The organism is Microbacterium aerolatum (assembly GCF_007988825.1).
In the GTDB taxonomy this organism is placed as follows: domain Bacteria; phylum Actinomycetota; class Actinomycetes; order Actinomycetales; family Microbacteriaceae; genus Microbacterium; species Microbacterium aerolatum.
The window spans coordinates 23,535-47,847 of record NZ_BJUW01000017.1 but is presented as its reverse complement, the minus strand read 5'-3'; the positions used below and the strand labels follow the sequence as shown (position 1 = coordinate 47,847).

At 69.1% G+C, this 24,313-nt stretch carries 20 protein-coding genes and 1 other RNA gene; 5 read left to right on the top strand and 16 right to left on the bottom strand.

Annotated features, from left to right (window positions below; genetic code table 11):
- Positions 1 to 125: 125 nt before the first annotated feature.
- The 6 genes from MAE01_RS14405 to MAE01_RS14380 form a co-directional block, all read right to left on the bottom strand.
- Entirely contained in the window at positions 126 to 782 is a 657-nt protein-coding gene (locus tag MAE01_RS14405) for a thymidine kinase (RefSeq protein WP_147040543.1), read from the bottom strand.
- Between the two features lie 9 nt (positions 783 to 791).
- Complete coding sequence (locus tag MAE01_RS14400; protein WP_147040541.1) at positions 792 to 2,261, bottom strand: malate:quinone oxidoreductase; 1,470 nt, start codon at positions 2,259 to 2,261, stop codon at positions 792 to 794.
- Between the two features lie 151 nt (positions 2,262 to 2,412).
- The gene (locus MAE01_RS14395) at positions 2,413 to 3,483 is read right to left on the bottom strand and encodes an aspartate-semialdehyde dehydrogenase (RefSeq protein ID WP_147040539.1); all 1,071 of its coding nucleotides are present in this window, start codon (positions 3,481 to 3,483) and stop codon (positions 2,413 to 2,415) included.
- 134 nt (positions 3,484 to 3,617) lie between these two features.
- Positions 3,618 to 4,904, bottom strand: coding sequence for an aspartate kinase (locus tag MAE01_RS14390; RefSeq protein ID WP_147040537.1), 1,287 nt, complete (start codon positions 4,902 to 4,904; stop codon positions 3,618 to 3,620).
- A gap of 90 nt (positions 4,905 to 4,994) precedes the next feature.
- Complete coding sequence (locus MAE01_RS14385) at positions 4,995 to 5,612, bottom strand: response regulator (RefSeq protein WP_147040535.1); 618 nt, start codon at positions 5,610 to 5,612, stop codon at positions 4,995 to 4,997.
- On the bottom strand, positions 5,612 to 6,823 hold the full coding sequence (locus MAE01_RS14380; RefSeq protein WP_186806257.1) for a sensor histidine kinase: 1,212 nt from the start codon (positions 6,821 to 6,823) through the stop codon (positions 5,612 to 5,614). The genes MAE01_RS14385 and MAE01_RS14380 overlap by 1 nt, the downstream gene beginning before the upstream one ends.
- Positions 6,824 to 6,919: 96 nt before the next feature.
- Between MAE01_RS14380 and MAE01_RS14375 the strand changes: the two genes are divergently transcribed.
- Positions 6,920 to 7,381, top strand: coding sequence for a DUF2871 domain-containing protein (locus tag MAE01_RS14375; protein ID WP_147040531.1), 462 nt, complete (start codon positions 6,920 to 6,922; stop codon positions 7,379 to 7,381).
- Positions 7,382 to 7,391: 10 nt separating this feature from the next.
- Here MAE01_RS14375 and MAE01_RS14370 read toward each other — a convergent pair whose 3' ends face one another.
- The 10 genes from MAE01_RS14370 to ffs form a co-directional block, all read right to left on the bottom strand.
- Complete coding sequence (locus MAE01_RS14370; protein ID WP_147040529.1) at positions 7,392 to 8,315, bottom strand: DMT family transporter; 924 nt, start codon at positions 8,313 to 8,315, stop codon at positions 7,392 to 7,394.
- Positions 8,316 to 8,349: 34 nt separating this feature from the next.
- The gene (recR, locus tag MAE01_RS14365; RefSeq protein ID WP_144797588.1) at positions 8,350 to 8,943 is read right to left on the bottom strand and encodes a recombination mediator RecR; all 594 of its coding nucleotides are present in this window, start codon (positions 8,941 to 8,943) and stop codon (positions 8,350 to 8,352) included.
- On the bottom strand, positions 8,943 to 11,207 hold the full coding sequence (locus tag MAE01_RS14360; RefSeq protein ID WP_147040527.1) for a DNA polymerase III subunit gamma and tau: 2,265 nt from the start codon (positions 11,205 to 11,207) through the stop codon (positions 8,943 to 8,945). The genes recR and MAE01_RS14360 overlap by 1 nt, the downstream gene beginning before the upstream one ends.
- A 29-nt stretch (positions 11,208 to 11,236) precedes the next feature.
- On the bottom strand, positions 11,237 to 13,720 hold the full coding sequence (locus tag MAE01_RS14355) for a glycoside hydrolase family 65 protein (RefSeq protein WP_147040525.1): 2,484 nt from the start codon (positions 13,718 to 13,720) through the stop codon (positions 11,237 to 11,239).
- Complete coding sequence (locus MAE01_RS14350) at positions 13,717 to 14,478, bottom strand: HAD family hydrolase (RefSeq protein WP_147040524.1); 762 nt, start codon at positions 14,476 to 14,478, stop codon at positions 13,717 to 13,719. The genes MAE01_RS14355 and MAE01_RS14350 overlap by 4 nt, the downstream gene beginning before the upstream one ends.
- Positions 14,479 to 14,573: 95 nt before the next feature.
- Entirely contained in the window at positions 14,574 to 15,797 is a 1,224-nt protein-coding gene (locus MAE01_RS14345; RefSeq protein ID WP_147040522.1) for an acetate/propionate family kinase, read from the bottom strand.
- A complete protein-coding gene (gene pta, locus MAE01_RS14340) occupies positions 15,794 to 17,908 on the bottom strand; it encodes a phosphate acetyltransferase (RefSeq protein ID WP_147040521.1) in 2,115 nt (704 codons plus the stop codon). The genes MAE01_RS14345 and pta overlap by 4 nt, the downstream gene beginning before the upstream one ends.
- A gap of 23 nt (positions 17,909 to 17,931) precedes the next feature.
- Positions 17,932 to 18,531, bottom strand: coding sequence for a hypothetical protein (locus tag MAE01_RS14335; RefSeq protein WP_147040519.1), 600 nt, complete (start codon positions 18,529 to 18,531; stop codon positions 17,932 to 17,934).
- Positions 18,528 to 19,133 carry a rhomboid family intramembrane serine protease gene (locus tag MAE01_RS14330; protein ID WP_147040517.1) on the bottom strand — a complete coding sequence of 202 codons (606 nt, stop codon included), beginning with the start codon at positions 19,131 to 19,133 and terminating at the stop codon, positions 18,528 to 18,530. The genes MAE01_RS14335 and MAE01_RS14330 overlap by 4 nt, the downstream gene beginning before the upstream one ends.
- Positions 19,134 to 19,195: 62 nt before the next feature.
- An RNA gene (gene ffs, locus MAE01_RS14325) (signal recognition particle sRNA small type) lies at positions 19,196 to 19,292 on the bottom strand.
- 110 nt (positions 19,293 to 19,402) lie between these two features.
- On the opposite strand from ffs, the gene MAE01_RS14320 reads away from it, so the two are divergent.
- Genes MAE01_RS14320 through MAE01_RS14305 form a run of 4 tightly spaced genes read left to right on the top strand, consistent with a single transcriptional unit; the run spans position 19,403 to position 24,299 of the window.
- Complete coding sequence (locus MAE01_RS14320; RefSeq protein WP_147040516.1) at positions 19,403 to 20,380, top strand: AAA family ATPase; 978 nt, start codon at positions 19,403 to 19,405, stop codon at positions 20,378 to 20,380.
- A gap of 4 nt (positions 20,381 to 20,384) precedes the next feature.
- Positions 20,385 to 21,584, top strand: a complete 1,200-nt coding sequence (locus MAE01_RS14315) for a DUF58 domain-containing protein (protein ID WP_147040514.1) — start codon at positions 20,385 to 20,387, stop codon at positions 21,582 to 21,584.
- The gene (locus MAE01_RS14310; RefSeq protein WP_147040512.1) at positions 21,571 to 23,793 is read left to right on the top strand and encodes a transglutaminase TgpA family protein; all 2,223 of its coding nucleotides are present in this window, start codon (positions 21,571 to 21,573) and stop codon (positions 23,791 to 23,793) included. Before MAE01_RS14315 ends, MAE01_RS14310 begins: the two co-directional genes overlap by 14 nt.
- A complete protein-coding gene (locus MAE01_RS14305; protein WP_147040510.1) occupies positions 23,790 to 24,299 on the top strand; it encodes a hypothetical protein in 510 nt (169 codons plus the stop codon). Before MAE01_RS14310 ends, MAE01_RS14305 begins: the two co-directional genes overlap by 4 nt.
- Positions 24,300 to 24,313: the final 14 nt, after the last annotated feature.

Here is a 24,313-nt window from a genome sequence, read left to right as displayed (position 1 = left end):
ACCACGCAAAACCGTAACGTCAGCGCGGGACGTCGGGCGAACGTATCCACCCCGCGGGTCGTTGAGCGAGCCGCAGTCGCGACGAAGCGGGTTGAGCGAGCCGCAGGCGAGTCGACGCCGCCGCCTCAGCCCAGTCGCCCGGCGGACTCCTCGAGGTAGCAGTGCCCGCACAGCGATTCATAGGTGACGACGTCGGTCGCGGCCGCCGCCCCTGTGGCAGCCTCGTCGATCGCGACCTGATCGCCGTCGAAGACGAAGCGTCCTCCGACGACGCGGCCGTTGAAGACCGCCTTGCGCCCGCAGCGGCAGATCGTCTTCATCTCCTCCAGCGAGTGCGCGATCGCCAGCAGGCGCGCAGAGCCGGGGAACGCGTGCGTGAGGAAGTCGTTGCGGATTCCGTAGGCCATCACCGGGATGCCGTCCTCCACCGCGATCCGGAACAGGTCATCGACCTGCTCCGCGGTGAGGAACTGCGCCTCATCGACCAGCAGGCAGGCGACGTCTGCCGGCTCGGCGGGGATCAGGCCCTCGGTGCTGCGCTGCCGCAGGCGTTCGCGTTCCTGCCGGAACAGGGCGCGCGCGTCACCGCCTGCCGGGATCAGGAAGTCGACCTGACGGGTCACGCCCAGGCGGCTCTCGATCTGCGCGGCGCCCTTGGTGTCGATCTCGGGCTTGGCCAGCAGCACCTGCTGGCCGCGCTCCTCATAGTTGTACGCGACCTGCAGCAGCGCCGTGGACTTGCCGGAGTTCATCGCCCCGTAGCGGAAGTACAGCTTCGCCACGGCGCCGGGTCACTTCGCGATGTTCAGGGCGTCGGCGGTCGCCGACATCGACTCGTCGGCTGCGGCCGGGTCCTCATTCAGCTTCTGGCCGTACGTCGGGATGAGATCGCGCAGCGTCGGCTCCCATGCACCGTACTGCTCGGGGAAGCAGCTCTTCAGCAGCTGGAGCATGATCGGCACGGCGGTGGAGGCTCCGGGAGAGGCTCCGAGGAGCCCAGCGATCGATCCGTCGGCCGCCGAGACGACCTCGGTGCCGAACTGCAGCACGCCGCCCTTCTTCGGGTCCTTCTTCATGACCTGGGCGCGCTGGCCGGCCTGGATCAGCGTCCAGTCCTCGTCCTTCGCGGTCGGCATGAACGCACGCAGGCTGTCGACCTTCTTGCCGTGCGTCTTGGTCAGCTCGCCGAGCAGATAGGTGATGAGGTCCGGGTTGGCGAACGCGACCCTCAGCATCGGCCACAGGTTGTGCGTGCGCACCTGCGAGACGATGTCGAGGATCGAGCCGTTCTTGAGGAACTTCGGACTGAAGGTCGCGAACGGCCCGAACAGCAGCGATGCCTCGCCGTCGACGACGCGGGTGTCCAGGTGCGGCACCGACATCGGCGGGGCACCGACGGATGCCTGCGAGTACACCTTCGCCTTGTGCTGCGAGACGACCGCAGGGTTGGTGGTCTTCAGGAACTGACCGCCGATCGGGAAGACGCCGTAGCCCTTGATCTCAGGGATGCCGGAGCGCTGCAGCAGCTTGAGCGCCCATCCGCCAGCACCGACGAACACGAACTTCGCGTTCAGTCGTCCCGGGGTGTGGCCGAGCGCGTTGCGGTACTTGATGTTCCAGCTGCCGTCCTTCTGCTTCTTCAGCGAACGGACCTCGTGGTTGGTGAGCACCTGGGTGCCGGCATCCTGCAGGTGGTCGAAGAGCTGATGGGTGAGCGCGCCGAAGTCGACGTCCGTGCCGGCCGGAACGCGCGTGGCGGCGAAGGGCTCGCCCTTGCGGCGCTTCTGCATGAGCAGGGGCGCCCACTGGTTGATGACGCGGGAGTCCTCGCTGAACTGGATGCCCTCGAACAGCGGCTCCTTCTTGAGCACCTCGTAGCGGTCCTTGAGGTAGGCGACGTCCTTCTCGCCGCGCACGAAGGTCATGTGCGGAGTGGCGTTGATGAAGGTCGAGGGCGCGTCGAGTACGCCCTTCTCGACAAGCGAGGACCAGAACTGACGGCTCTGCTGGAACTGCTCGTTGATCGAGATCGCCTTGGCAGGATCCAGCGGCCCGTCGGTCTGCGGCATGTAGTTCAGCTCGCAGAGGGCCGCGTGGCCGGTGCCCGCGTTGTTCCACGGGTTCGAGCTTTCCTGGGCCACATCGGACAGCCGCTCGAAGGCGACGATCTTCCAGTCCGGCTGCAATTCGTGCAGCAGAGTGCCCAGGGTGGCGCTCATGATGCCACCACCGATGAGGACGACGTCGACGGATTCAGTCACTCGTCCATCCTAGTTCGCCTGCCCGAGGCGTCGAACCACGCCGAGATTGCATCCCGCGGACGAGATGCCCGGAAATTGCCGCGACCTCATCCGCGGAATGCAATCTCGCGGGCGTCGCGTGGGAGCGAGGCGTGCGGGAGGGCGGGCTGGGTCAGGACGCGACGGGGAGGCGGGCGGCGACGAGCTCGGCGATCTGAACGGCGTTCAGCGCCGCGCCCTTGCGCAGGTTGTCGTTGCTGACGAACAGCACGAGGCCCTTGTTCTCGGGGGCGGACTGGTCGGCGCGGACGCGTCCGACGAAGCTCGGGTCCTTGCCCGCCGCGTACAGGGGTGTGGGAACCTCTTCCAGCACGACGCCGGGAGCGGATGCCAGGATCTCTCGAGCCCTGTCCGGAGTGATGTCGTCGGCGAACTCGGCGTGGATCGACATGGAATGGCCGGTGAAGACCGGCACGCGCACACAGGTGCCGGCGACGCGGAGGTCGGGCAGCTCGAGGATCTTGCGGCTCTCGTTGCGGAGCTTCTTCTCCTCGTCGGTCTCGTTCAGGCCGTCGTCTACGACCGAGCCCGCCAGCGGGATGACGTCGAACGCGATGGGAGCTGCGTACTTCTCCGGCTGCGGGAAGTCGACCGCGGAGCCGTCGTGCACGAGACGCAGGGTGTCGCCCTGGGCGAGCACGCCCTCGACCTGTCCGAGCAGCTCCTGCGCACCGGCAAGGCCGGAACCGGAGACGGCCTGATAGGTCGAGACGACCAGGCGCTCGAGGCCCGCGGCCTCGGCGAGAGGCTTGAGGACAGGCATGATCGCCATGGTCGTGCAGTTCGGGTTCGCGATGATGCCCCGCGGGCGTTCGTCGATCGCGTGCGGGTTGACCTCGCTGACCACGAGCGGGACCTCGGGGTCGTTGCGCCAGGCGCTGGAGTTGTCGATCACGACGGCGCCCGCCGCAGCGAAGCGGTCGGCGTATGCACGGCTGGCCGTGGCGCCGGCGGAGAACAGCGCGATCTCGACACCGGCGGGGTCGGCGGTCTCGACGTCCTCGACGATGACGTCCACGCCGCCGAACGCGATGGCCTTACCGGCGGACCGGGACGACGAGAACAGCCGCAGCTCGCGAATCGGGAAGGAGCGCTCGGCGAGGATCTCGCGCATGACGGTGCCCACCTGACCGGTGGCGCCCACGATGGCGACGGAGTGTCCTGAGTCGGAGATACGGGTCATGAGAGTTTTCCTTGGCGTCGAACGATTCTGCGAACGAAGCGCTAGGCACGGCGTCGGGATGCGGATGCCGCGCCTGGCGCCGATGTCAGGGTTCCGGCGAGTCTACCCTTCGACAGGCTCAGGGGCCGAAAAGATCAGCGGCCGGTGCCGGCGTGCACGACGGCTTCGTCCTCGCCGTCGAGCCCGTAGGCCGTGTGCACGATGCGGGCGGCGTCGGCGAGATCGGTGTCGCGCAGCACGACCGAGATGCGGATCTCGGAGGTCGAGATCATCTCGATGTTGATACCGGCGGTCGACAGCGCCTCGAACAGGGTCGCCGAGACGCCGGAGTGCACGCGCATGCCCGCGCCGACCACCGACAGCTTCCCGATCTGGTCGTCGTGGATCAGGCTGTCGAAGCCGACCTCGTCCTGTTCCGCCGCGAGCGCCTTGAGTGCGACAGAAGCATCGGCCTTGGGCAGGGTGAAGGAGATGTCCGCGCGACCGGTCGCGGCGGCCGACACGTTCTGCACGATCATGTCGACGTTCGCGCCCGACTTCGCGATGATCTTGAAGATCTCGGCGGCCTTGCCGGGCACGTCGGGCACGCCCACCACGGTGATCTTGGCCTGGCCCTTGTCGGTGGCGACTCCGGCGACGATCGGTTCTTCCATGACTTCTCCCTCAGCTTCGCGCGGGTTCTTCATGCCCTCGCCCAGAACGTAGGTGCCCTCGCTCGACGAGAACGTCGAGCGAGCGTGGATGAGCACGCCGTGCCGGCGCGCGAACTCGACGGCGCGGATGTACAGCACCTTCGCGCCGTTGGCTGCGAGCTCGAGCATCTCCTCGCTCGAGACGTGGTCGAGCTTCTGTGCCTGCGGGATCACACGCGGGTCGGCGGTGAAGATGCCGTCGACGTCGCTGTAGATCTCGCACACGTCGGCCTTGAGTGCGGCGGCGAGCGCGACGGCGGTCGTGTCGGAGCCGCCGCGGCCGAGCGTGGTGATGTCGCGGGTGTCGCGATTGAAGCCCTGGAAACCGGCGACGATCACGATCGCACCCTCGTCCAGCGCCTCGCGCAGTCGCACCGGAGTCACATCGACGATGCGCGCCGACCCGTGGTGGTCGTCGGTGATCATGCCGGCCTGGCTGCCGGTGAATGAGCGTGCGTCGAAGCCCATGGAGTGGATCGCCATGGCCAGCAGCGCCATCGAGATGCGCTCTCCGCTGGAGAGCAGCATGTCCATCTCGCGCGGAGCGGGGATGGGCGCGACCTCGTTCGCGAGGTCGAGCAGCTCGTCGGTGGTGTCACCCATCGCGCTCACGGCGACGACGACGTCGTGCCCTGCGCGCCGGGTGTCGACGATGCGCTTGGCGACGCGCTTGATGCTCTCGGCGTCGGCTACGGACGAGCCGCCGTACTTCTGCACAATGAGGGCCACGTTCACTCCCAGGGATCTCGGGCGGATCCGCCCACGCGTCATTCTACTTTCGAGGCGCATGCCCCCGTGGGCATGTGACGGCACCAGAGGTCAGATGAGCCCGAGCCGTCGAGCCTCACTGGCCGCGGCGGCTCGACTGACGACTCCGAGCTTCTCCAGCAGATGGACCACATGGGTCTTCACGGTCGACTCCGAGATGAACAGCCGTGCCGCGATCTCCTTGTTGGCAGCCCCTTCGTCGACCAGCAGCAGCACCTCGCGCTCACGACCCGTGAGCTGCACCCTCGGTGCGCGCAGCGCCGCGATCACCCTGGCGTCCCCGCCGGGCGTGAGCACCATCGCACCGGCCGCGGCATCGCCGATCGCGGCGACGATCGCGTCGTTGTCGACGTCCTTGAGCAGGTAACCCGCCGCACCGGCCTCGATCGCACGGATGATCTGGGCGTCGTGATCGAAGGTCGTGAGGATCACGACGGCGGGAGCGTTAGCTGTTCGCCGCAGCGCTGCCGTCGTATCGACGCCGTCCATGCCCTCGCCGAGGCGAAGATCGCACAGCACGACGTCGGGGCGCAGCTCGGATGCCATCACGAGCGCGTCCTCTCCCGTCGAGGCCTCGCCCACCACCCTGAACCCGCGCGCCTCGATCACTGCGCGCAGCCCTGCGCGCACGATCGGGTGGTCGTCGACCAGCAGCACACTCGTCACCATCAGCGCGTTTCCTCTCCACGCCCGGACGGCAGCGCCGCGATCAGCGTGGTGCCCTCCCCCGGCGCCGAATGCACCTCGAGCGCTCCGCCGAACTCGCGCAGTCGCGAACGCATCGCCGACAGCCCGTACGAAGTCGAGGGAAGCGCGGCATCCTCCGCGAGGAATCCGACGCCGTCATCGCGCACCGTCATCGTCACGGTGCCGGCATCCGCAGTGAAGGTGACCGAAGCCCGAGATGCAGCAGCGTGCTGCCGTACGTTGGCGAGAGCGGATTGCGCGACGCGGAGGAAGACTACCTCCTGCGATGTCGTCATCGGCGGCGTGCCGGGGTCGACGCTCAGGGCGGTCGCGATCCCGGTGTCCTGCCGCAGCGCCTCCAGCATCCGGGCGATCGCCGCCGACAGCGCTGCGCCCTCGAGCTCCGCGGGTGCCAAGGCGGCGACGATGCGCCGCAGATCGGCGAGCGCATGCTGTGCGAGGGCTTCGATCTGGGGAAGGCGCTCCGCATCGCCGCTGCGCGCCATCAGCACCATCGAGCTGAGTTCCTGGGCGATGGTGTCGTGCAGATCTCGGGCGAGCCGCGTGCGCTCCTGTGCGGCGCCGGCGTCCCGTTGGGTGCGGACGAGCTCCTCCTGCAACGAGGCCATCTCCTCCTGCGTATGCACGAGTGAGGCGATCAGGCGCTCGCGTTCGACGGCATCGCGCAGCAGCGCGTCGTAACCGAGCGAGATCGCGAGCGCGAACCCGCCGCCGAGCAGTGGCCCCACGATGTGGGCGAACGTGATGGGAGCCTGGTGCAGGACCGGCGCGAGGATGGCCGCCGCGAGCACGGGGAGCGCGAACGCGACAGACCACAAGCGGCGCAGCGCATGCCCGGCGAGAAGCAGCAACGGGAACGACAGCCAGACGAACTCTGCCGAGAGCAGCAGCATGCCGAGCCACAGGATGCCGAGGCCACCCAGCCACCATCCGCTGAACCGGCCGCGCGCGAACGCGGCACCGGTGGCATACCAGGCGAGGAAGACCCCAGCGGCGAGCATGGCGGGCAGCAGCGGCACCCCCGTCGTGATCGCGCGGAATGCCGTCACCGCAGACAGCAGTGCCGTGATCAGATGCAGCGCGAATCGGGCGGCCGTCAGCATCCGTCGACGCGCCGGATCCGTGCGCGACAGATCTGTGCGCGACAGATCGATGACGGAGGGCGACGACATGCACCGATTCTCCCTGCTTCTGGCCTCCAATGCCTCGCGACGATATCGACCTTTCGATGGATCCGCGCTCCGCAGGCTCATCGCAGGCTGGATTTCATGACCCGTGAAATCACTCCCACATCGCGCACAGTGTCGCGCTCCGCTCAGCTTCAACTCCTCGGCGCGGTCGCCGTCTACACCGTGCTCGGACTCGCCGCAGGCCTCTTCTACCGTGAGTTCACCAAGCTCAACGGCTACCCGGAGGGGATGATGGGCCAGCTCGGCGTGGCGCACACGCACATCCTCACGCTCGGGATGATCGTTCTGCTGATCGTCCTCGTTCTCGAGAGGTCATTCTCCCTGTCGTCGAGCCGGCTGTTCCGCTGGTTCTTCTGGATCTACAACACCGGTGTCGTGCTCACGTCTGCGATGCTCGTCTGGCACGGGATGCTGCAGGTACAGGGACTGGCGTCGTCGAAGATGATCGCCGGGATCGCCGGTCTCGGTCACATGCTCGTCGGCGCCGGGTTCGTTCTGCTGCTGCTCGCGCTGCTCTCCGCCATCCGCCGGGAGGAATGAGCCACGTCCGTCAGGGCATCTGCGGCGGTGGCAGCGCCTCCTTGCGAGTGCGCAGCCGTCCGCCGGTGGCGGCGAACCAGCATCCGGCGATGATCACCGGGAAGCCGAACAGGAGTCCCGACGTGATCGGTTCGGACAGGAAGACTGTGCCGAGGACGATCGCGACCACCGGGTTCACGTAGGTGAACAGCGGCGCGCGCACAGGGCCGACCTCGCGGATCAGTGCGAAGAACGCGACGAAGGCGACGGCCGTGCAGATGATCCCGAGCAGCAGCAGGGACACGGCCGATCGAACCGTCGGGAGCTCGTTCTGAGTGAGCAGGGCGGCCGGGAGGTAGCCGATGCCGATCGCGAACAGGGCGAGCGTGATGGTTCCGATGGACGGCACGTCCGAGAGCTTGTGCGCGATGATGAACGGCGCGATCGCGTACAGCAGCGCCGTGAGCAGGATCTCGCCGATCGCGAAGACGCTCGCCGGCTCATGCGGGAAGAGCCCCGGCCCGGCGACGACGATCGCGACGCCGGCGAACCCGAGCAGCAGCCCGCCCAGTCGTACCGGGGACAGTGCCGTGCGATCACCCCGCAGCAGCGCGATGATCACAGCGAACAGCGGCACGGTGGCCACGAGAAGCCCGGTCAGACCCGACGGCAGTTGCGTCTCGGCGTGACTGAGCAGCAGGAACGGCCCCGCCATCTCGACCACGCCGAACGCGAGCACCCACGGCCAGTGCTTCCACGCGGCCTTCAGCGCACCGCTGCGCAGAGCGAACGGAAGGAGCACGAGCCCGCCGAGCAGAGTGCGCCCCGCCACGACGGCCGGCGGTGTGATCGAATGCACGGCCTCTTTGATGAAGAGGTAGGTGATGCCCCAGACGAAAGCCATGACGGCGAAGAGGATCCAGCCCTTGCGCGTGAATCCGGCCTGGGCGTTCACGCTGCGGCGACCACGACCGACACGCTCCGCGTGTTCACAGCGTGCGCCGGCCCTCGAAGGCCCGGCCGAGCGTGACCTCGTCGGCGTACTCGAGGTCGCCGCCGACCGGCAGTCCGGATGCCAGACGCGACACCGTGATCTGCATGGTGGTGAGCAGGCGGCTCAGGTAGCTGGCAGTCGCCTCGCCCTCGAGGTTCGGGTTGGTCGCGATGATCACCTCTTGCACGGTGCCGTCGGCCAGGCGCGACATGAGCTGCGTGATGCGGAGATCGTCGGGGCCCACACCGGCGATCGGACTGATGGCGCCGCCGAGCACATGGTAGAGACCGCGGAACTCGCGAGTGCGCTCGATGGCCGAGACGTCCTTGGCGTCTTCGACCACACAGATCAGGGCGGGGTTGCGACGCGGGTCGCGGCAGATCGCACAGCGGTCCTGCTCGGACACGTTGCCGCAGATCTCGCAGAACCGCACGCGAGCGCGTACCTCGGTGAGCAGCTCGGCGAGGCGGGCGACGTCGAAGGACGGCGTCTGCAGGATGTGGAACGTGATGCGCTGCGCGGACTTCGGCCCGATCCCGGGAAGACGGCCGAATTCGTCGATGAGCTCCTGGACGATGCCGTCGTACATCAGGCGAACCTCGTCGGCGGCTCGTAGGGCTCTTCGCGCACGAACGTCGCACCGAGGACCTGTCGGATCACGGCCTCGCCGTAGCGCTGCACGCCGCCGGGTGATCGTTCTTTGACCGCCGGCGCGATGCGCGGCTTCGAGGGCTGCGCGGCAGTCGCCGGCGCGGCACCGGCGGACGGCGGCGGCGTCTGCGGCGCGGGGGTGGACGGCGCGCCTGGCGTGTAGCCCGGGTCGTACGGTGGCTCGTCATCCGGGTACGGAGCGTCATCGTCGCTGGGCAGCGGCGGTTCGTCGCGGTCGACGTCTCCGTCGCGCGGTGCGGCGGGGGCGGATGCCGCGGCCTCGACCTCGGCGGGTTCGTCGTCGACCGGGAACTGCTGCTGCACGGGTTCCGGCGTTGCCGGCGCATTCTGGTCGGATGCCGGGATCGCCGCGACCGCCCACTCCGTGACAGGAGCAGAGGGCGCCGCCTGCCTGGTGGGTGCAGGGGCGGTGCGAACGGGAGCGGGCGCCGCGGCCTCGGAGAGCGCCGCCGGAGGCAGCTGTGCCGGCCGGTACTTGACCTTCACGCCGAGCTCCTGCTCGATGGCGGCGCGCAGGTGGTCGGACGGACCGTTCCCTGGAGTCGTCCCCTTGAACTTCGCCAGATCGTTCGGGCTGGAGAACCCGACGGTGAGCACATCCGTGTCGGCGTCGAACTCGAGCGGCTGCACCGCCGTGACGAGCAACCAGGACGTACGGCTGACGCTCTCCAGCCGCTTGAGGACCGCCGGCCACGATCCGCGGATGCGGTCGATGGTGACCGGCCCGGACGGTGCGGGGGAAGGTGCTGGAGCGGATGCCTGCTCAGGGGCGGGCGAAGAGGATGCTTCGGGCGCCGGAGACGAGGATGCTTCGGGCGCTGGAGACGTTTCGACTCGCTCCGCTCGCTCAACGCGTTTCGTCTCGCCTTCGGCTCGCTCAACGACCCGTGATGAAGTCTTCGTTGTATCCGCCGCCACTGCAGTCTGCGGAGCATTCGGCGCAGCCACTGCAGTCTGCGGAGCATTCGGCGCAGCCGCTGCAGCCTGCGGGGCGTTGAGCGGAGGTGTCGCAGGCGCCGAAGACGAAACGGGCTGAGCGAGCCTCGGCGAGTCGAAGCCGGCAGCGGCACCAGCCCCCTCCCCCGCCGCGCTCAGCACCCGGGCGATCATCAGTTCCAGGTGCAGGCGCGGCGATGTGGCGCCGGTCATGTCATCCAGGGCCGCGCTCACGACGTCGGCCGTCCGCGAGAGGCGTGACGCGCCGAACGCGTCAGCCTGCGCGCGCATGCGAGCGAGTTCGTCCTCGGCGAGCCCGCGCAGCACTGCGGACGCGCCATCGCCGACGGCGGCGATCACGATGAGGTCGCGCAGCCGCTCCAGCAGGTCGTCGACGAAGCGACGCGGATCCTGACCCGTCTGCACGACCCGGTCGATCGCGGGGAACGCGGCCGCGGCATCCCCCGCGGCGAGCGCGTCGACGATCTCGTCGAGAAGCGCGCCGTGCGTGTAGCCGAGCAGCGAGACCGCACGCTCGTACGTGACCGAGTCGCCGTCGGAGCCCGCGATGAGCTGATCGAGCAGCGACAGCGTGTCTCGCGGCGAACCGCCGCCGGCGCGCACGACGAGCGGCAGCACGCCCTGATCGACCTTGACGCCCTCCTCGTCGCTGAGCTTCTCGACGTACTCGAGCATGGCCGCGGGCGGCACGAGCCGGAACGGGTAGTGGTGTGTGCGCGAGCGGATCGTGCCGAGCACCTTGTCGGGCTCGGTCGTCGCGAAGATGAACTTGACGTGCGCAGGAGGCTCTTCGACGAGTTTGAGCAGGGCGTTGAATCCCTGCGGTGTGACCATGTGCGCCTCATCGAGGATGAAGATCTTGAACCGGTCCCGGCTCGGCGCGAACGTCGCGCGCTCGCGCAGATCGCGGGCGTCGTCGACGCCGTTATGGCTCGCGGCGTCGATCTCGACAACGTCCAGCGAGCCACCGCCGGAGCGGGAGAGCTCGACGCAGCTCGGGCAGGTGCCGCACGGGGTGTCGGTCGGACCTTCCGCGCAGTTCAGGCAGCGCGCCAGGATGCGCGCCGAAGTGGTCTTTCCGCAACCGCGCGGACCGGAGAAGAGGTACGCGTGACCGACACGGTCGCTGCGCAGCGCCGTCATCAGCGGATCGGTCACCTGGGACTGCCCGATCATCTCCCCGAAGTTCTCGGGCCGGTAGCGGCGGTATAGGGCTGTGGTCACGCATCCAGCCTACGGCGTGCCACCGACACCTAGTCCTCGAACGTCGTGATCACCGGCATGGTGCTCGTGATGACCGGGACGGATGCCGAGATCCGCGTGCCGTCCTCACGTCGCGCGTCCTCGAACTGGCCCAGCCGTGGCCGGCCAGGCAGCACCGGCCCCTGATCGGCCAGCGGCACCACGGCCTCGATGTCCGCCGATGCCCAGTACTCCGCACCGCGCACCGTGAACGTCACCGGCTCGCCCTCCTGCACACGCACCCGCAGCTCGTCGCGCGTGAGCGTGACCCGCAGCGAGCTGCGCTGCCACTGCAGCGCATACGACATCGACGGCCAATCCGCCGGGAGACGGGGGTCGAAGCTCAGCTCACCGGCGTGGTCGCGCATGCCCCCGAACCCGGAAACCAGCGCGGTCCACACACCGCCCGCCGAGGCGACGTGCACACCGTCGGACGCATTGCCGTGCAGGTCGCCGAGATCGACGAACAACGAGTGCTCGAAGTACTCCTTGGCGAGGTCCTGATAGCCGACCTCCGCTGCGAGCACAGACTGCACGACCGCCGACAGCGTCGAGTCGCCGGTGGTCAGCGGGTCGTAGTACTCGAAGTCGGCGCGCTTCTCCTCGGCCGTGAAATGGTTTCCCTGCAGGAAGAGCGCGAGCACGACGTCGGCCTGCTTGAGCACCTGGAAACGGTAGATCACCAGCGGGTGGAAGTGCAGCAGCAGCGGGCGCTGGTCATCCGGCGTGTGCTCCAGGTCCCAGACCTCGCGCTCGAGGAACATCGCGTCCTGCGGGTGGATGCCGAGGCTCTCACTGAACGGGATGAACATCGCCTCGGCGGCGCGGTCCCAGGCGTCCGGCTCGCCGGCATCCAATCCGGTGCGCTCGACGATGCCCGCGTACGCCTTCGGGTCGTCCTGCTCGATCTCCCGCACCACACGAGAGGCGTAGCGCAGGTTGTAGCGGGCCATGACGTTGGTGAACAGGTTGTCGTTGACGACCGTGGTGTACTCGTCCGGCCCCGTCACGCCGTGAATGTGGAACGTCGCATCGCCGTTCGAACCGCGCCAGAAGCCGAGCGTCGCCCACAGCCGCGCCGTCTCGACCGCGATGTCCACGCCCTCGTGGCGCAGGAAGTCGTCATCGCCGGTGGCGCGGACGTACTTGCCCAGCGCGAAGCTCACGTCGGCGTTGATGTGGTACTGCGCGGTGCCGGCGGCGTAGTACGCCGACGCCTCTTCGCCGTTGATCGTGCGCCAGGGGAAGAGCGCGCCCGCCTCGTTCAGCTGACTGGCCCTGCGGCGGGCTGCCGGCAGCATGAGCACCCGCGCGCGCAGCGCGTTGCGGGCCCACTGCGGGCTCGTGTACGTGAGGAACGGGAGCGCGTAGATCTCGGTGTCCCAGAAGTAGTGGCCGCTGTAGCCGGAGCCCGACACGCCCTTGGCCGGAACGCCGTTGCCGTCGGCTCGCGCGGAAGCCTGTGCGAGCTGGAACAGGCACCAGCGCACCGCCTGCTGCAGGTCGTCGTGCCCTTCGATCTCGACATCCGACCGCTCCCAGAACGCCGTGAGCCAATCGCGCTGGCGCTCGAACTGCGCAGCGACGCCCTCGACCTCAGCACGGTCCAGCGACCGGCGGCACCGGTCGACGAGTTCGCGAGCGGGGACGCTGCGCGAGGTGTGATAGCTGACGAGCTTTGTGATCGTGATCGGGATGCCGGCCTTCGCCTGCACGCGGAAGACGTTCTTGGCGATGTCCGGCTCGACCAGCGTGCGCGCGCTGTATTCGTTGTCGGTCGCGATGACGTGATCGGCGACCAGCGCGATCGTCATCCCGGAATCGGCTGTCTGGTACGACAGGGCCGAGCGCAGGCCGTCCTGCCAGTACTCGACCGGCTCGAGCACGCGCGCGGTGATCTTCTCCGTCTTGCGCGGATCGAACCCGGTCTTCTTCGCCGCCCTGGGCGTGCCGCCGTACACGTCGCCGCCGTCCTGGCGGTTCAGCAGCTGGCAGCTGATGGTGACCGGGGCATCGGCGTTCTCGACGGTGACCTCGACCTTGAGGATCGCGAGGTGTCGTTCCTCGAAGCTGACCATCCGCTCGTCGCGCATGCGGATGCGCTTGCCCGATGGCGTCTCCCACACGAAGCTGCGGGAGAGCACGCCGGTGCGCATGTCGAGCGTCCGCTCGTACTCACGCACCTCCGCCTCGTCGAACGAGATCGGCTCGTCGTCGACGTAGACGCGCATGATCTTGGCATCCGGAGCGTTCACGATGGTCTGGCCGACCTCTGCGAAGCCGTATGCCTGCTCGGCGTGGCGGATCGGCCAGGTCTCGTGCAGCCCGTTGATGAACGTGCCGTGCTCGTGCGCGTCGCGACCCTCGATGTGGTTGCCGCGCAGCCCGAGGTAGCCGTTGCCCACGGCGAACAGCGTCTCGGAGACGCCGTCCTGGGAGTAGCGGGTCTCTGTGAGGCGCCACGGATCTGCGGGGAAGCGGTCGCGATCGATCATTCAGTCTCCAGGGTGTCGCCGGGCGACGGGTCGAGCAGCAGGCGGGCAAGGTCATCGACGATACACGTGGCGCCGGCCTCGTGCAGCGCGCCGGCACCGGCGCCGCGGTCGACGCCGACGACGGTGGAGAAGCCGGCCGCGACGGCGGATTCGACACCGGAGAGCGCATCCTCCACGGCGACGCTCTCTCCGGGGTTCACGCCGAGCGCGACGGCGCCGGCGCGGAACATGTCGGGCGCCGGCTTGGATGCGAGACCGTCGCGTTCCGCGACGCGGCCGTCGATGACGACGGTGAAGAAGTCGCGGATGCCGGCGGTCTCCAGCACTTCTTCGGCGTTCTTGGAGCTCGAGACGACGCCCTGCGGGATGCCTTCGTCACGAAGCTGCCGGATCAGGGCGAGCGATCCGGGGAACGGCCCGATGCCCTCACGCCGGAGAGCTGTCGCGAACGCGGCGTTCTTGCGGTTGCCGATGCCGCAGATCGTGTCCTTCTCGGGCGGGTCGTCGACCTGGCCCCACGGGATCTCGACGTTCCTGCTGTGCAGCAGGCTCGCCACGCCGTCGTATCGCTTCTTGCCGTCGACGTAGGCGTAGTAGTCGGCATCCGTGTACGGCGGGGTGATCCCCCACTGCGCGAACACGCCGTCGAAGACGGCCTGCCAGGCGCGCATGTGCACCTCTGCGGTCGGCGTCAGGACACCGTCGAGATCGAACAGGACACCCTCGGCACGGCGAAGGTCAGGCACGCTGTTGGGCACTCAGCACTCCAATCACGGGGAAACAGGAATGGGGCCGGCACCTCTGTGTGCCACGGTGCCAGCGTAGTGGCGCATGACGGTCACAGGAACCCCGCTCAGGCGAGGCTCAGGGTCTGCCGGGCGATCTCGAGCTCCTCATCGGTCGGGACGACCAGCACCTCGACGGACGACGAGTCCGTCGAGATCCGCCGGATGCCGGGGGCGCGCCGGTCATTGCGGGCAGGGTCGATCTCGACGCCGAGGAAGCCGAGCGTGCTCATCGCCTCGGCGCGCACGCGAGCCGCATTCTCGCCGACCCCGGCGGTGAAGGAGACGACGTCGACCCCGCCGAGCTGGGCGATGTAGGCGCCCGCATAGGCGCGCAGGCGGTGGATGTAGACGTCGAACGCGAGCGTCGCCGCCGCCTCACCCGCCTCGACCCCGGCGAGGATGTCGCGCATGTCGATTCGGCCCGCGAGGCCCAGCATCCCGCTCTGCTTGTTCAGCAGCGTGTCGATCTCGCGAGTCGTCATCTGCGCCACCCGGCCGAGATGCAGCACCACCGCCGGGTCGATGTCGCCGGAGCGAGTGCCCATCACGAGCCCCTCCAGCGGTGTCATGCCCATCGAGGTCTCGACCGAACGGCCACCGTCGATCGCGGTGACCGACGCACCGTTGCCGAGGTGGAAGACGAGCTGCTTCAGCTCGTCCACCGGACGGTCGAGGAACGCGGCGGCCTGCTCGGAGACGTACTTGTGGCTGGTGCCGTGGAACCCGTAGCGACGGATGCGGTGCCGCGCGGCGACCTTCCGCTCGATCGCGTAGGTGTAGGCGGCCGGTGGCAGCGTCTGGTGGAAGGCGGTGTCGAAGATCGCGATGTGCGGCACATCGGCGAACGAGCGCCTGCCCGCGCGGATGCCTGCGACCGCACCCGGATTGTGCAGCGGCGCGAGCACCGAGAGGTCTTCGATGTTGATCTCGATCAGGTCGTCGATCAGGGTCGGCGCGAAGAACCGGGCACCGCCGTGGACGACGCGGTGCCCGACCGCGACGGGCGGATGCTCGGCCAGCTGCGGCCCGTGCTCGGAGAACTGCTCGAGCATCACCTTCATGGCCTCGTCATGGTCCGCGATCGGCCGCTGGCTGCGCTCTGTCGTGTCCAGCACGGTGGGCGCCGGCTCGCCCGCGGACGCCACCCTGCGCACGGTGTGCGAGATGTCGCTGTTCTCCTGGCCGATGCGCTCGATGAGCCCCTCTCCGAGCGGCACCTCGCGCTCCATGTCCATGAGGCTGTACTTCAGTGACGATGAGCCGCTGTTGATGACGAGGACGACGCTCACGCGACACCTCCCTGGGCCTGGATCGCGGTGATCGCGACGGTGTTGACGATGTCGTCGACCAGAGCGCCGCGCGACAGGTCGTTGATCGGCTTGTTGAGCCCCTGCAGCACGGGCCCGATGGCGACGGCTCCCGCTGAGCGCTGCACGGCCTTGTAGGTGTTGTTGCCGGTGTTCAGGTCGGGGAAGATGAACACCGTCGCTCGTCCCGCGACCGCCGAGTCCGGCAGCTTCGCCTTCGCCACCGCGGCATCGGCTGCCGCGTCGTACTGGATGGGCCCCTCGACCGGCAGTTCAGGCGCGCGCTCGCGCACCAGCGCCGTCGCCGCGCGGACCTTGTCGACGTCGGCGCCCGAACCGGATTCGCCCGTCGAATACGACAGCATCGCCACGCGCGGGTCGATGCCGAACTGCTGTGCCGTCTCCGCGGAGGAGACGGCGATGTCGGCCAGCTGCACGCTGGTGGGGTCGGGGATCACGGCGCAGTCGCCGTACACCAGCACGCGGTCGGCGAGCGCCATCAGGAACACGCTGGAGACGACCTCGACGCCCGGCCGGGTCTTGATGATCTCGAACGAGGGCCGGATCGTGTGCGCGGTGGTGTGAGCAGCACCGGAGACCATGCCGTCCGCGAGCCCCAGGTGCACCATCATCGTTCCGAAGTACGACACGTCGGTGACCGTGTCGGCGGCCTGCTGGACTGTGACGCCCTTGTGCGCACGCAACCGGGCGTACTCCTCGGCGAAGCGCGCGACGTACTCGGGGTCGGTGGGGCTGATGATCTGCGCGGCGGAGATGTCGACGCCGAGCTCGGTGGCCCTGGCGTGGATCTCGGCCTGGTTGCCGAGGATCGTGAGGTCGGCGACGTCGCGCGCGATGAGCGTCGCCGCAGCGCGCAGGATGCGGTCGTCCTCCCCCTCCGGCAGAACGATCCGACGGCGGTCGGCGCGGGCGCGCTCGAGCAGGCCGTACTCGAACATGAGCGGCGTCACGACGGTGGATTCGGCAAGCCCGAGCTGCGTGGTGAGGGAGGTGTAGTCGACGTGGGTCTGGAAGAGTCCCAGCGCCCGGTCGTAGCGGTGCCGCGAGTCGGCCGCGAGTCGGCCCCGCGCCCCCATGACCCGCACGGCGGTGTCATAGGTGCCGTGGTCGGTGGCGATGATCGGCACGCGCGAGGCGAGCCCGTCGAGTAGCTGCTCGATGGCCTCCGGCAGCGGGAACGGTCCGTTGAGGATGATGCCGGCGATCGACGGGAACGTGCCGGACGCGTCTGCCAGCAGCAGTGCCAGCAGCACCTCGGTGCGGTCGGCGGGGACGACGACGACAGCATCCTCGGTGAGCCGCGGCAGGACGTTGACCATCGACATGCCTGCCACGACGACGCTGAGCGCCTCACGGGTGAGAAGCTCGGGATCCCCCTTGACGAGACGTCCGTCGACGGCGGACAGGATGCCGCGGATCGACGGGGCGACCAGAGTGCGGTCCTCCGGGATCGCCCACACGGGCCTCGCCTGCTCCTGCACGGCGCGCACGGCATCCGCTGTGGCCGCCAGGGCATCGGGGTCGGCACGGTTGACGATGACGGCGAACAGCTCGGCGCGCTCCTCCTGCAGTTCGGAGAGCGCGAGGGCGGCGATCTGCCCGACGGCCGATGGGGTGCGCGCCGTCGAGGTGCCGAGCTGCTCACCGCCACCCTGCTGGTCGCGTCCGCCGAGCACGAGCAGCACGGGGGCTGCGAGGTTGGCGGCGATGCGCGCGTTGTAGCCGAGCTCGGCGGGGCTGGCGACATCGGTGTAGTCGCTGCCGACGATGACGACCGAATCGCACTGCGCCTCGACGGCCTTGAATCGCGACACGATGGTCGCGAGAGCCCGATCGGGGTCGTCGCGCACCTCGTCGTAGGTGACGCCGACGCAGTCCTCGTAGTCGAGGTGGACGCCGTCGTGGGCGAGCATCAGCTCGAGGACGTAGTCGCGTTCGGCCGAGGAACGGGCGATGGGCCGGAAGACCCCGACCCGCGGCGTTGCGCGCATCAGAGCGTCGAGGACGCCCAGTGCGATCGTGGACTTTCCCGAATGGCCTTCGGCCGAGGTGATGTAGATGCTCCGCGCCACTTTGCCAGCCTAGGGCGTGTCGCTCACGGGCAGGGTCCCGACAGGGCATCGACGACCGAGATCGCCTCCGCTTCGAACCGCGCGTAGTGCTCGGGGTCGGAGTTGATCTGCACCCGGTGGATCGCGATCGTCGGCTCGAGGTCCTGCCAGCCGCGCAGCCGCGCCAGGCGCGCGTAGAACAGCCCGGCCGATGTCGCCGGGTCCATGCGATCCTCAGCGCTGCCCCACCAGTCCTGCTGCTGGAACAGGCCGATACTGCTCGTCCTGGTGCCGTCCGGATTGGTGATGCCAGAGGTCTCCCAGTCGCCGTAGTCGATGTTGCGGAGGGAGCTCTCCCCCATCGCCGCCATCACCCCGATGATCTGCCCTTCGCGTCCGAATCCCCGCGCCTTCGCGGTACGTACGATGACGGCGGCGTTCTCGAGCTGTTCGCCCTCCCAGCCGTCAACCCCGGAGTCGGGGAAGGTCGCAGGCTGCGATACGCACAGCGCGAGCGGATCGCGGGACGACGCGATCGGCACGAGCACGGCCAGTAGGGCCACCAGCGTGACGCCGCCGATCAGGATGCCGGCAAGCCAGCCGCGCCGCCGCGAGCGCCTGCGCTGCCTCGACCGCGTCTTCACGCGTCCCGCCGGCCGCCAACCGGCCGCCGGCTGCCCGTCAGAGCGGCTATGCCTCCGCCGATCCCGCCGAACAGGTGCGCCTGCCAGGAGACTCCGGAGCTCACGCCGATGATGCCGGCCAGCATCGACCCTCCGTACAGCACGATGACGATCAGGGCGATGAACGCGTACACCAGTCGATGTGCGATGGGCCGGGGCGAGAACACGCGCACGACGACGTAGACGAAGTAGCCGAACACGAGCACGGATGCTCCGACCGTGAGCGTGCCGGGCGCATTGATCAGCCAGGTCCCCGCGCCGCCGACCACTGTGACCACGGCGGTGACGAACCAGAACCTGCCTGCGCCCTCGACGGCGACCAGGCAACCCAGCACGAGCAGCGGCAGGGTGTTCCCGATCAGGTGCGCCCAGCTGGCGTGCAGCAGCGGGCCGAGCACGATCCCCGGCAGGCTCCCGAGGTCCCAGGAGCGCAGTCCGAAGCCGGTGAACGACCCCGGAAGGATCGCATCGGCGAACTGGATGGCCCACATGAGCGCCACGAGCGCGACCGGAGACGCGAAGCGGGAGACGGCGCTGGAGCGCTGGGAAACGGAAGAGCTCACACCACGATCCTCGCAGGTGAACCTGTGGCGTGGATCCGGCATCCCGAGTTCGTCCGGGGAAAAGAAAGGACCCTCCGCGCACCCAGCAGAGCCCGGTTACCCTTGCTACGTTTCCGTCCTGGGGGAATTGGCCTGGATGCTGCCACGCGGAGAGCCTCAGACAGTCTAGCCGTCCTTCGGCGCAGTGACGAACCACTGGCGCGGACGGCACCCCCGCGGGTTACGATCGATTCACGCGCACCGAAGCGCGCTGGGGCGAGAGGGAACGCATGGACGACACCGGACCCGCGATCACGGCCGAGCAGTTCGCGAGGCAGACCTCAGCGATCCTGGCATCCGTTGGCGAGGTGATCGACGGCAAGGAGAATGCCGTCCGCAGCGCGCTGGTCTGTCTGCTGGCCGAGGGCCACCTGCTCATCGAAGACGTTCCGGGGGTCGGCAAGACCATGCTCGCGCGAGCGCTGGCGGCGAGCGTGGACGCCGCCGTGCGCCGCATCCAGTTCACCCCCGACCTGCTGCCGGGCGACGTCACCGGCGTCTCGGTGTACAACCCCGTCGACCGCGAGTTCGAGTTCAAGCCGGGTGCGGTGTTCGCGCAGATCGTGCTGGCCGACGAGATCAACCGATCCTCTCCGAAGACGCAGTCCGCGCTGTTGGAGGCCATGGAGGAGGGGCAGGTCACGGTCGACGGGCACACTCACCCGCTGCCCGACCCGTTCCTCGTCGTCGCCACTCAGAACCCGCTCGAGATGGAGGGCACCTATGCACTCCCCGAAGCGCAGCGCGACCGCTTCATGATGCGCATCTCGATGGGGTATCCGGATGCCGCGGCCGAGGCCCTCATGCTCCGCCAGCGCGACAGCGTGAACCCGCTGTCGGCGCTCCGTCCGGTGGCGGATGCCGCCGCGATCAGGGGCATGATCGGGTGGGCGCGCTCGGTGCACGTCTCCCCCGCCGTCGAGGAGTACGCCGTCGCGCTGGCACAGGCCACCCGCAACGATCCGAGTCTGCATCTGGGCGCCAGCCCCAGGGCGACGCTGCAGCTCGTCCGTGCCGCGAAGGTGTGGGCGGCGCTGGACGGGCGCGAGTTCGTCATCCCCGACGACCTGACCGCCCTCATCGTCCCCGTCTTCGCGCACCGGCTGCTGCCCGCGCGCGGCGTGCACAGGGCAGGCGCCCAGCCGGTCGAAGCCGCGCTCCGTCAGATCGTCGAGCGCGTGCGCGTTCCGCTGACCGCGCGTACGTGACGCCATGAGCTCTCGACGGCCACTGACCTTCCGCGGCGTCGTCGCGCTGCTCGCGGGGCTCGCGCTGGCGATCGCCGCGAACATGCTGGCGGCGCCCATCCTGCTGTACGTGGCCGTGCTCCTGTTCGCGCTGGTGAGCATCGCCGTCATCGTCGTGCACGTGCCGCGTCGCGGCGGCGGCGTCACCCGGCGCATCTCGACCGATCTCCTCACCGTCGGCGAGGAGTCGCAGGTGGCGGTGCGCTTCGACCTGCGCGCGCTGCGCGTGCCCTACGGCACCTGGGAGGACGCGCTTCCGGATGCCGTCGCCGGAGACGCGTCCGGCGATTTCCCGACCGACAACGGCACGCACATCCGGTACAGCATCACCGGCGTGCGGCGCGGCGTCTGGCCGGTCGGTCCGCTCTCTCTGCGCACGATCGATCCGTTCGGATTCGCGCAGCGCACCCAGGAGTTCGGCGACACGCGCACCGTGACGGTGGTGCCGGAGGTGATGCCGCTGGCTCCGATGAGCGGCGACGTCGGTGCCGCCGGCGGCACCGCGCACACGGCCTCCTCGAGGCTCGGGCAGGGCAGCGACAATCTCTCTCCGCGGCTGTACGTGTCGGGCGACTCGATGCGGCGCATCCACTGGCGCGCGACAGCGCATCGCGGCGACCTGATGGTGCGGCAGGAGGAGGAAGAGGCGAGCCCGGACGCCATCGTCATCCTCGACCGCTCCGCCCGCCGATGGGAGAGAGAGGGTTCGGCTGTCGACCCAGCGTTCGAGGCGGCCGTCGCGGCGTGCGCGTCGGTCGCCCTGCACCTCGTCCAGGAGGGCTACAGCGTCGACGTCCGCGACTCGGCGGGCAGCGTCCTCGGGGTGCTGCGCGGCCAGGAGGACGATCGGGATTCGCTGCTCGTGGTGCTCGCGATGGTGCATCCGCAGGGCGAAGGACGTGAGATCGTGACCCTGCTCGACGGAACCCCGCCCGGTCCGCTGGTGATGATCACCGGCCGGATCGACGAAGAGGATGCCACGCTGATGCGACACGGCGGCGCTGGTGCGCCCATCCTGCTGGCGACCGATCCCCAACCCGGCGCCTTCACGGCCGCCGCCGCACTTGGCTGGTCGACGGGCGAGCTCGATGAGGACGTGTCGGCGGCGTGGGAGGATGCCCTGTCCGGGCACGTGGCACCGGGAGGCGGGCATGTTCCGCGATGAGCGGCGCGCGGCGGCGCGCCCTGCGGTCGGCTACGCGGCCCGATTGAGACTGCGCGATCGGACTCTGGCCGCGGCACTGCTCTCGGTCTGCGCCGGCGTGGTCGTGATGTGGCCCTACACGGCGGTCGTGGCACCGGGCAGTTGGACGCTCATCACCGTCGCGATCATCGTCGCCATGGCCGCGACCGGGATGCTGGTGCGGCTGCTGCGCGGCGGCCGCTTCGCGGACGGACCGTTGTCCGCCCTCGCGCAGCTGCTCGTGGCGGTTCCGCTGCTGACCCTGATGCTGCTGCCGCAGGGCGCTCTGATGGGCATCATCCCGACCGGGGCGACGTTCGCGGGTGTCGGGCGGCTGGCGGTCGAAGCCGTGGAGCAGGTGCAGTTCGGGACGGCGCCCCTCGTGGACACCCCGGCGCTGCGCACCATGCTCGGCATCGGCTTCGCGGTCATCGTGATCATGACCGATCAGCTGATCGCCGCACGCTTCGCCCTGCCGGCGATCGTCCTCATCACAGCGATCGGTTCACTGCCCATGATCATCACGCTGGGCGATGCGAACATCCCCTGGTTCGTCATGCTCGCCCTGCTGGCCGTGTTCCTGCTGCGTTACAGCATCCGGCACAGCGATCATCACCCCCGGCAGGCGTCCGCCGGGTTGTCGGTCAGCGTCGGCGCGGCGGCGATCGCGGCGGCGCTGGTGGTCACACCGGTGCTGCCGATCTCGACGACGTGGATGGGAGCGGGCACCAGTGCACAGCTCGATCCCTCGCTGAGCCTGGGAGAGGATCTGCGACGTCCCACCCCGTTCACGGTGATGACGCTGGCGACCAATGCCCCCACGGCGCCGTACCTGCGCGTCGCGAGCCTGTCGGAGTTCGACGGCACGACGTGGGTGCCCGACGAGGGTGATCTGCAGTCGATCTCCGACGGATTCGGCGAAACGGACTGGGCCGACGACATCGAGTCCGCCGAGCGCCGCACGTCGATCCGCATCACGGGCATCTCCGGCTCGTGGCTGCCGGTTCCTTACGCGGCGACGAAGATCGTCGGCGTCTCGTCGGGATGGCAGGCGATGCCGTCGAACCGCACCGTGACCTCGCTGAATCAGGATGCCGCGAACGAGGATTACACGGTGACGGCCGAGGTCGTCCAGCCCACGCGCGAACAGATCCAGGCGACATCCGCGACCGCGGAGGGCGGGGCCGACGTCCCGGCGTTCATCGCGGAGACCGCCCGGGAGGTCACGGCGGATGCGTCGAACGACTACGACCGGCTCATCGCGATGCAGAACTGGTTCCGAGGACAGTTCGAATACTCCCTCGAGGCTCCGGTCGACGGCGATTTCGACGGAACGGGCGTCGACGCGGTCGAGGAGTTCCTCGAGGTGCGTTCGGGGTACTGCATCCATTTCGCCGGCGCCTTCGCGCTCATGACGCAAGCGCTCGAGATGCAGGTGCGCGTCGTGGTGGGCTACCTGCCCGGTTCCCTCACGGACGAGAAGCGCGGGGACGAGTCGATCTACACGGTCGACAGCGACCAGCTGCACGCCTGGCCCGAGGTGCACTTCGAAGGCATCGGCTGGGTGCCGTTCGAGCCGACCGCATCGCTGGGAATCCCGACCGACTTCCTGCCCACCACGACCGGCGGAGGCTCCGCAGCCGACCCCGATGCGCCTGAGCCGTCCGCGGCGCCCTCCGCCGCACCCACCCGCGGACCCGAGCTGGACGAGGACCCAGGCGGTTCGACCGGTGCGGGCGCCGGTTCGCTGCGGCGGCTTGATCCCACCCCCGTGGTGCTGGTCAGTGCCGGCATCCTGCTCGCGCTCACGCTCCCGGCTCTGGTGCGGCTCGGGGTGCGCATACGACGGAGAAAGCGCGCGCGTGGCGGCGATGCGGCCGCGGCCTGGCAGGAGGTGCGTGCGACGCTCGTCGATCTGCAGCTCCCCGCCTCGGATGCCGACACCCCCCGCACGCGCGGGGCGGCGCTGGTCGAACGCGGGGTCGAAGCAGGCGCGGTGCAGATGCTGGTCGACGCGGTGGAGCGCGCGAGCTACGCGCCGCCCGGCACGGGTGCGGGCGACCTCTCGACAGCGCTCGGCACCGTCATCCGCGATCTGCATCGCAGCGTCGACGCGCGCGACCGGATAGCGGCGGTGCTGGTGCCCCGGTCGCTGTTCGCCGCACGGATGTCGCTGTCGGGGGTGAGATGACGATTCCTCGTCCCCGGCTGGCGGCCGTGGCGCTGATCGCGCTCACGATCATGCTCGCCGGCTGCGTGCCGCGCGGGGATGACGCGGCTTCTTCACCCTCACCGACACCGACACCGACCGCGGCCTGTCCCGAGATCGAGGGCGTCGATCTGCCGCCGGGATGCGCTCCCTACGACCCGGACGCTGCCATGGCTGAGAACGACCGCTACCGCGAGCGCATGGATGTGGATGAGGACACGCGACAGGACAATGCCCTCCTCATCGCACCGCTCACCGAGGCGTTCGAGGAGCTGCGGGCTCGCGGTGAGATCACGGTCGACGCAGTCGGCGACACTCTGCACGATGCCGGCCTCGAGGGCCCGCAGGTTCGCGACGACTACGGCAGCATCCTGTTCGGCGTCGCCGGCCCCACCGGCGGTTGCCTGTTCGGCGAGGTTTCGGCCGACGTCGTTTCCGTCGAGATGGGCGGATACATCCTCGACGGCGGCTGCCTCCCCTCACAATGACCGGCGTTGCGGCG

What these genes read in the sequence shown, in the direction of transcription:
- MAE01_RS14395 (WP_147040539.1), bottom strand. Translation starts at nt 3,483, where the DNA reads ATGACCCGTATCTCCGACTCAGGACACTCCGTCGCCATCGTGGGCGCC.
- MAE01_RS14385 (WP_147040535.1), bottom strand. Translation starts at nt 5,612, where the DNA reads ATGGTGACGAGTGTGCTGCTGGTCGACGACCACCCGATCGTGCGCGCA.
- MAE01_RS14380 (WP_186806257.1), bottom strand. Translation starts at nt 6,823, where the DNA reads ATGTCGTCGCCCTCCGTCATCGATCTGTCGCGCACAGATCTGTCGCGC.
- MAE01_RS14375 (WP_147040531.1), top strand. Translation starts at nt 6,920, where the DNA reads ATGACCCGTGAAATCACTCCCACATCGCGCACAGTGTCGCGCTCCGCT.
- recR (WP_144797588.1), bottom strand. Translation starts at nt 8,943, where the DNA reads ATGTACGACGGCATCGTCCAGGAGCTCATCGACGAATTCGGCCGTCTT.
- MAE01_RS14355 (WP_147040525.1), bottom strand. Translation starts at nt 13,720, where the DNA reads ATGATCGATCGCGACCGCTTCCCCGCAGATCCGTGGCGCCTCACAGAG.
- MAE01_RS14320 (WP_147040516.1), top strand. Translation starts at nt 19,403, where the DNA reads ATGGACGACACCGGACCCGCGATCACGGCCGAGCAGTTCGCGAGGCAG.
- MAE01_RS14315 (WP_147040514.1), top strand. Translation starts at nt 20,385, where the DNA reads ATGAGCTCTCGACGGCCACTGACCTTCCGCGGCGTCGTCGCGCTGCTC.
- MAE01_RS14310 (WP_147040512.1), top strand. Translation starts at nt 21,571, where the DNA reads ATGTTCCGCGATGAGCGGCGCGCGGCGGCGCGCCCTGCGGTCGGCTAC.
- MAE01_RS14305 (WP_147040510.1), top strand. Translation starts at nt 23,790, where the DNA reads ATGACGATTCCTCGTCCCCGGCTGGCGGCCGTGGCGCTGATCGCGCTC.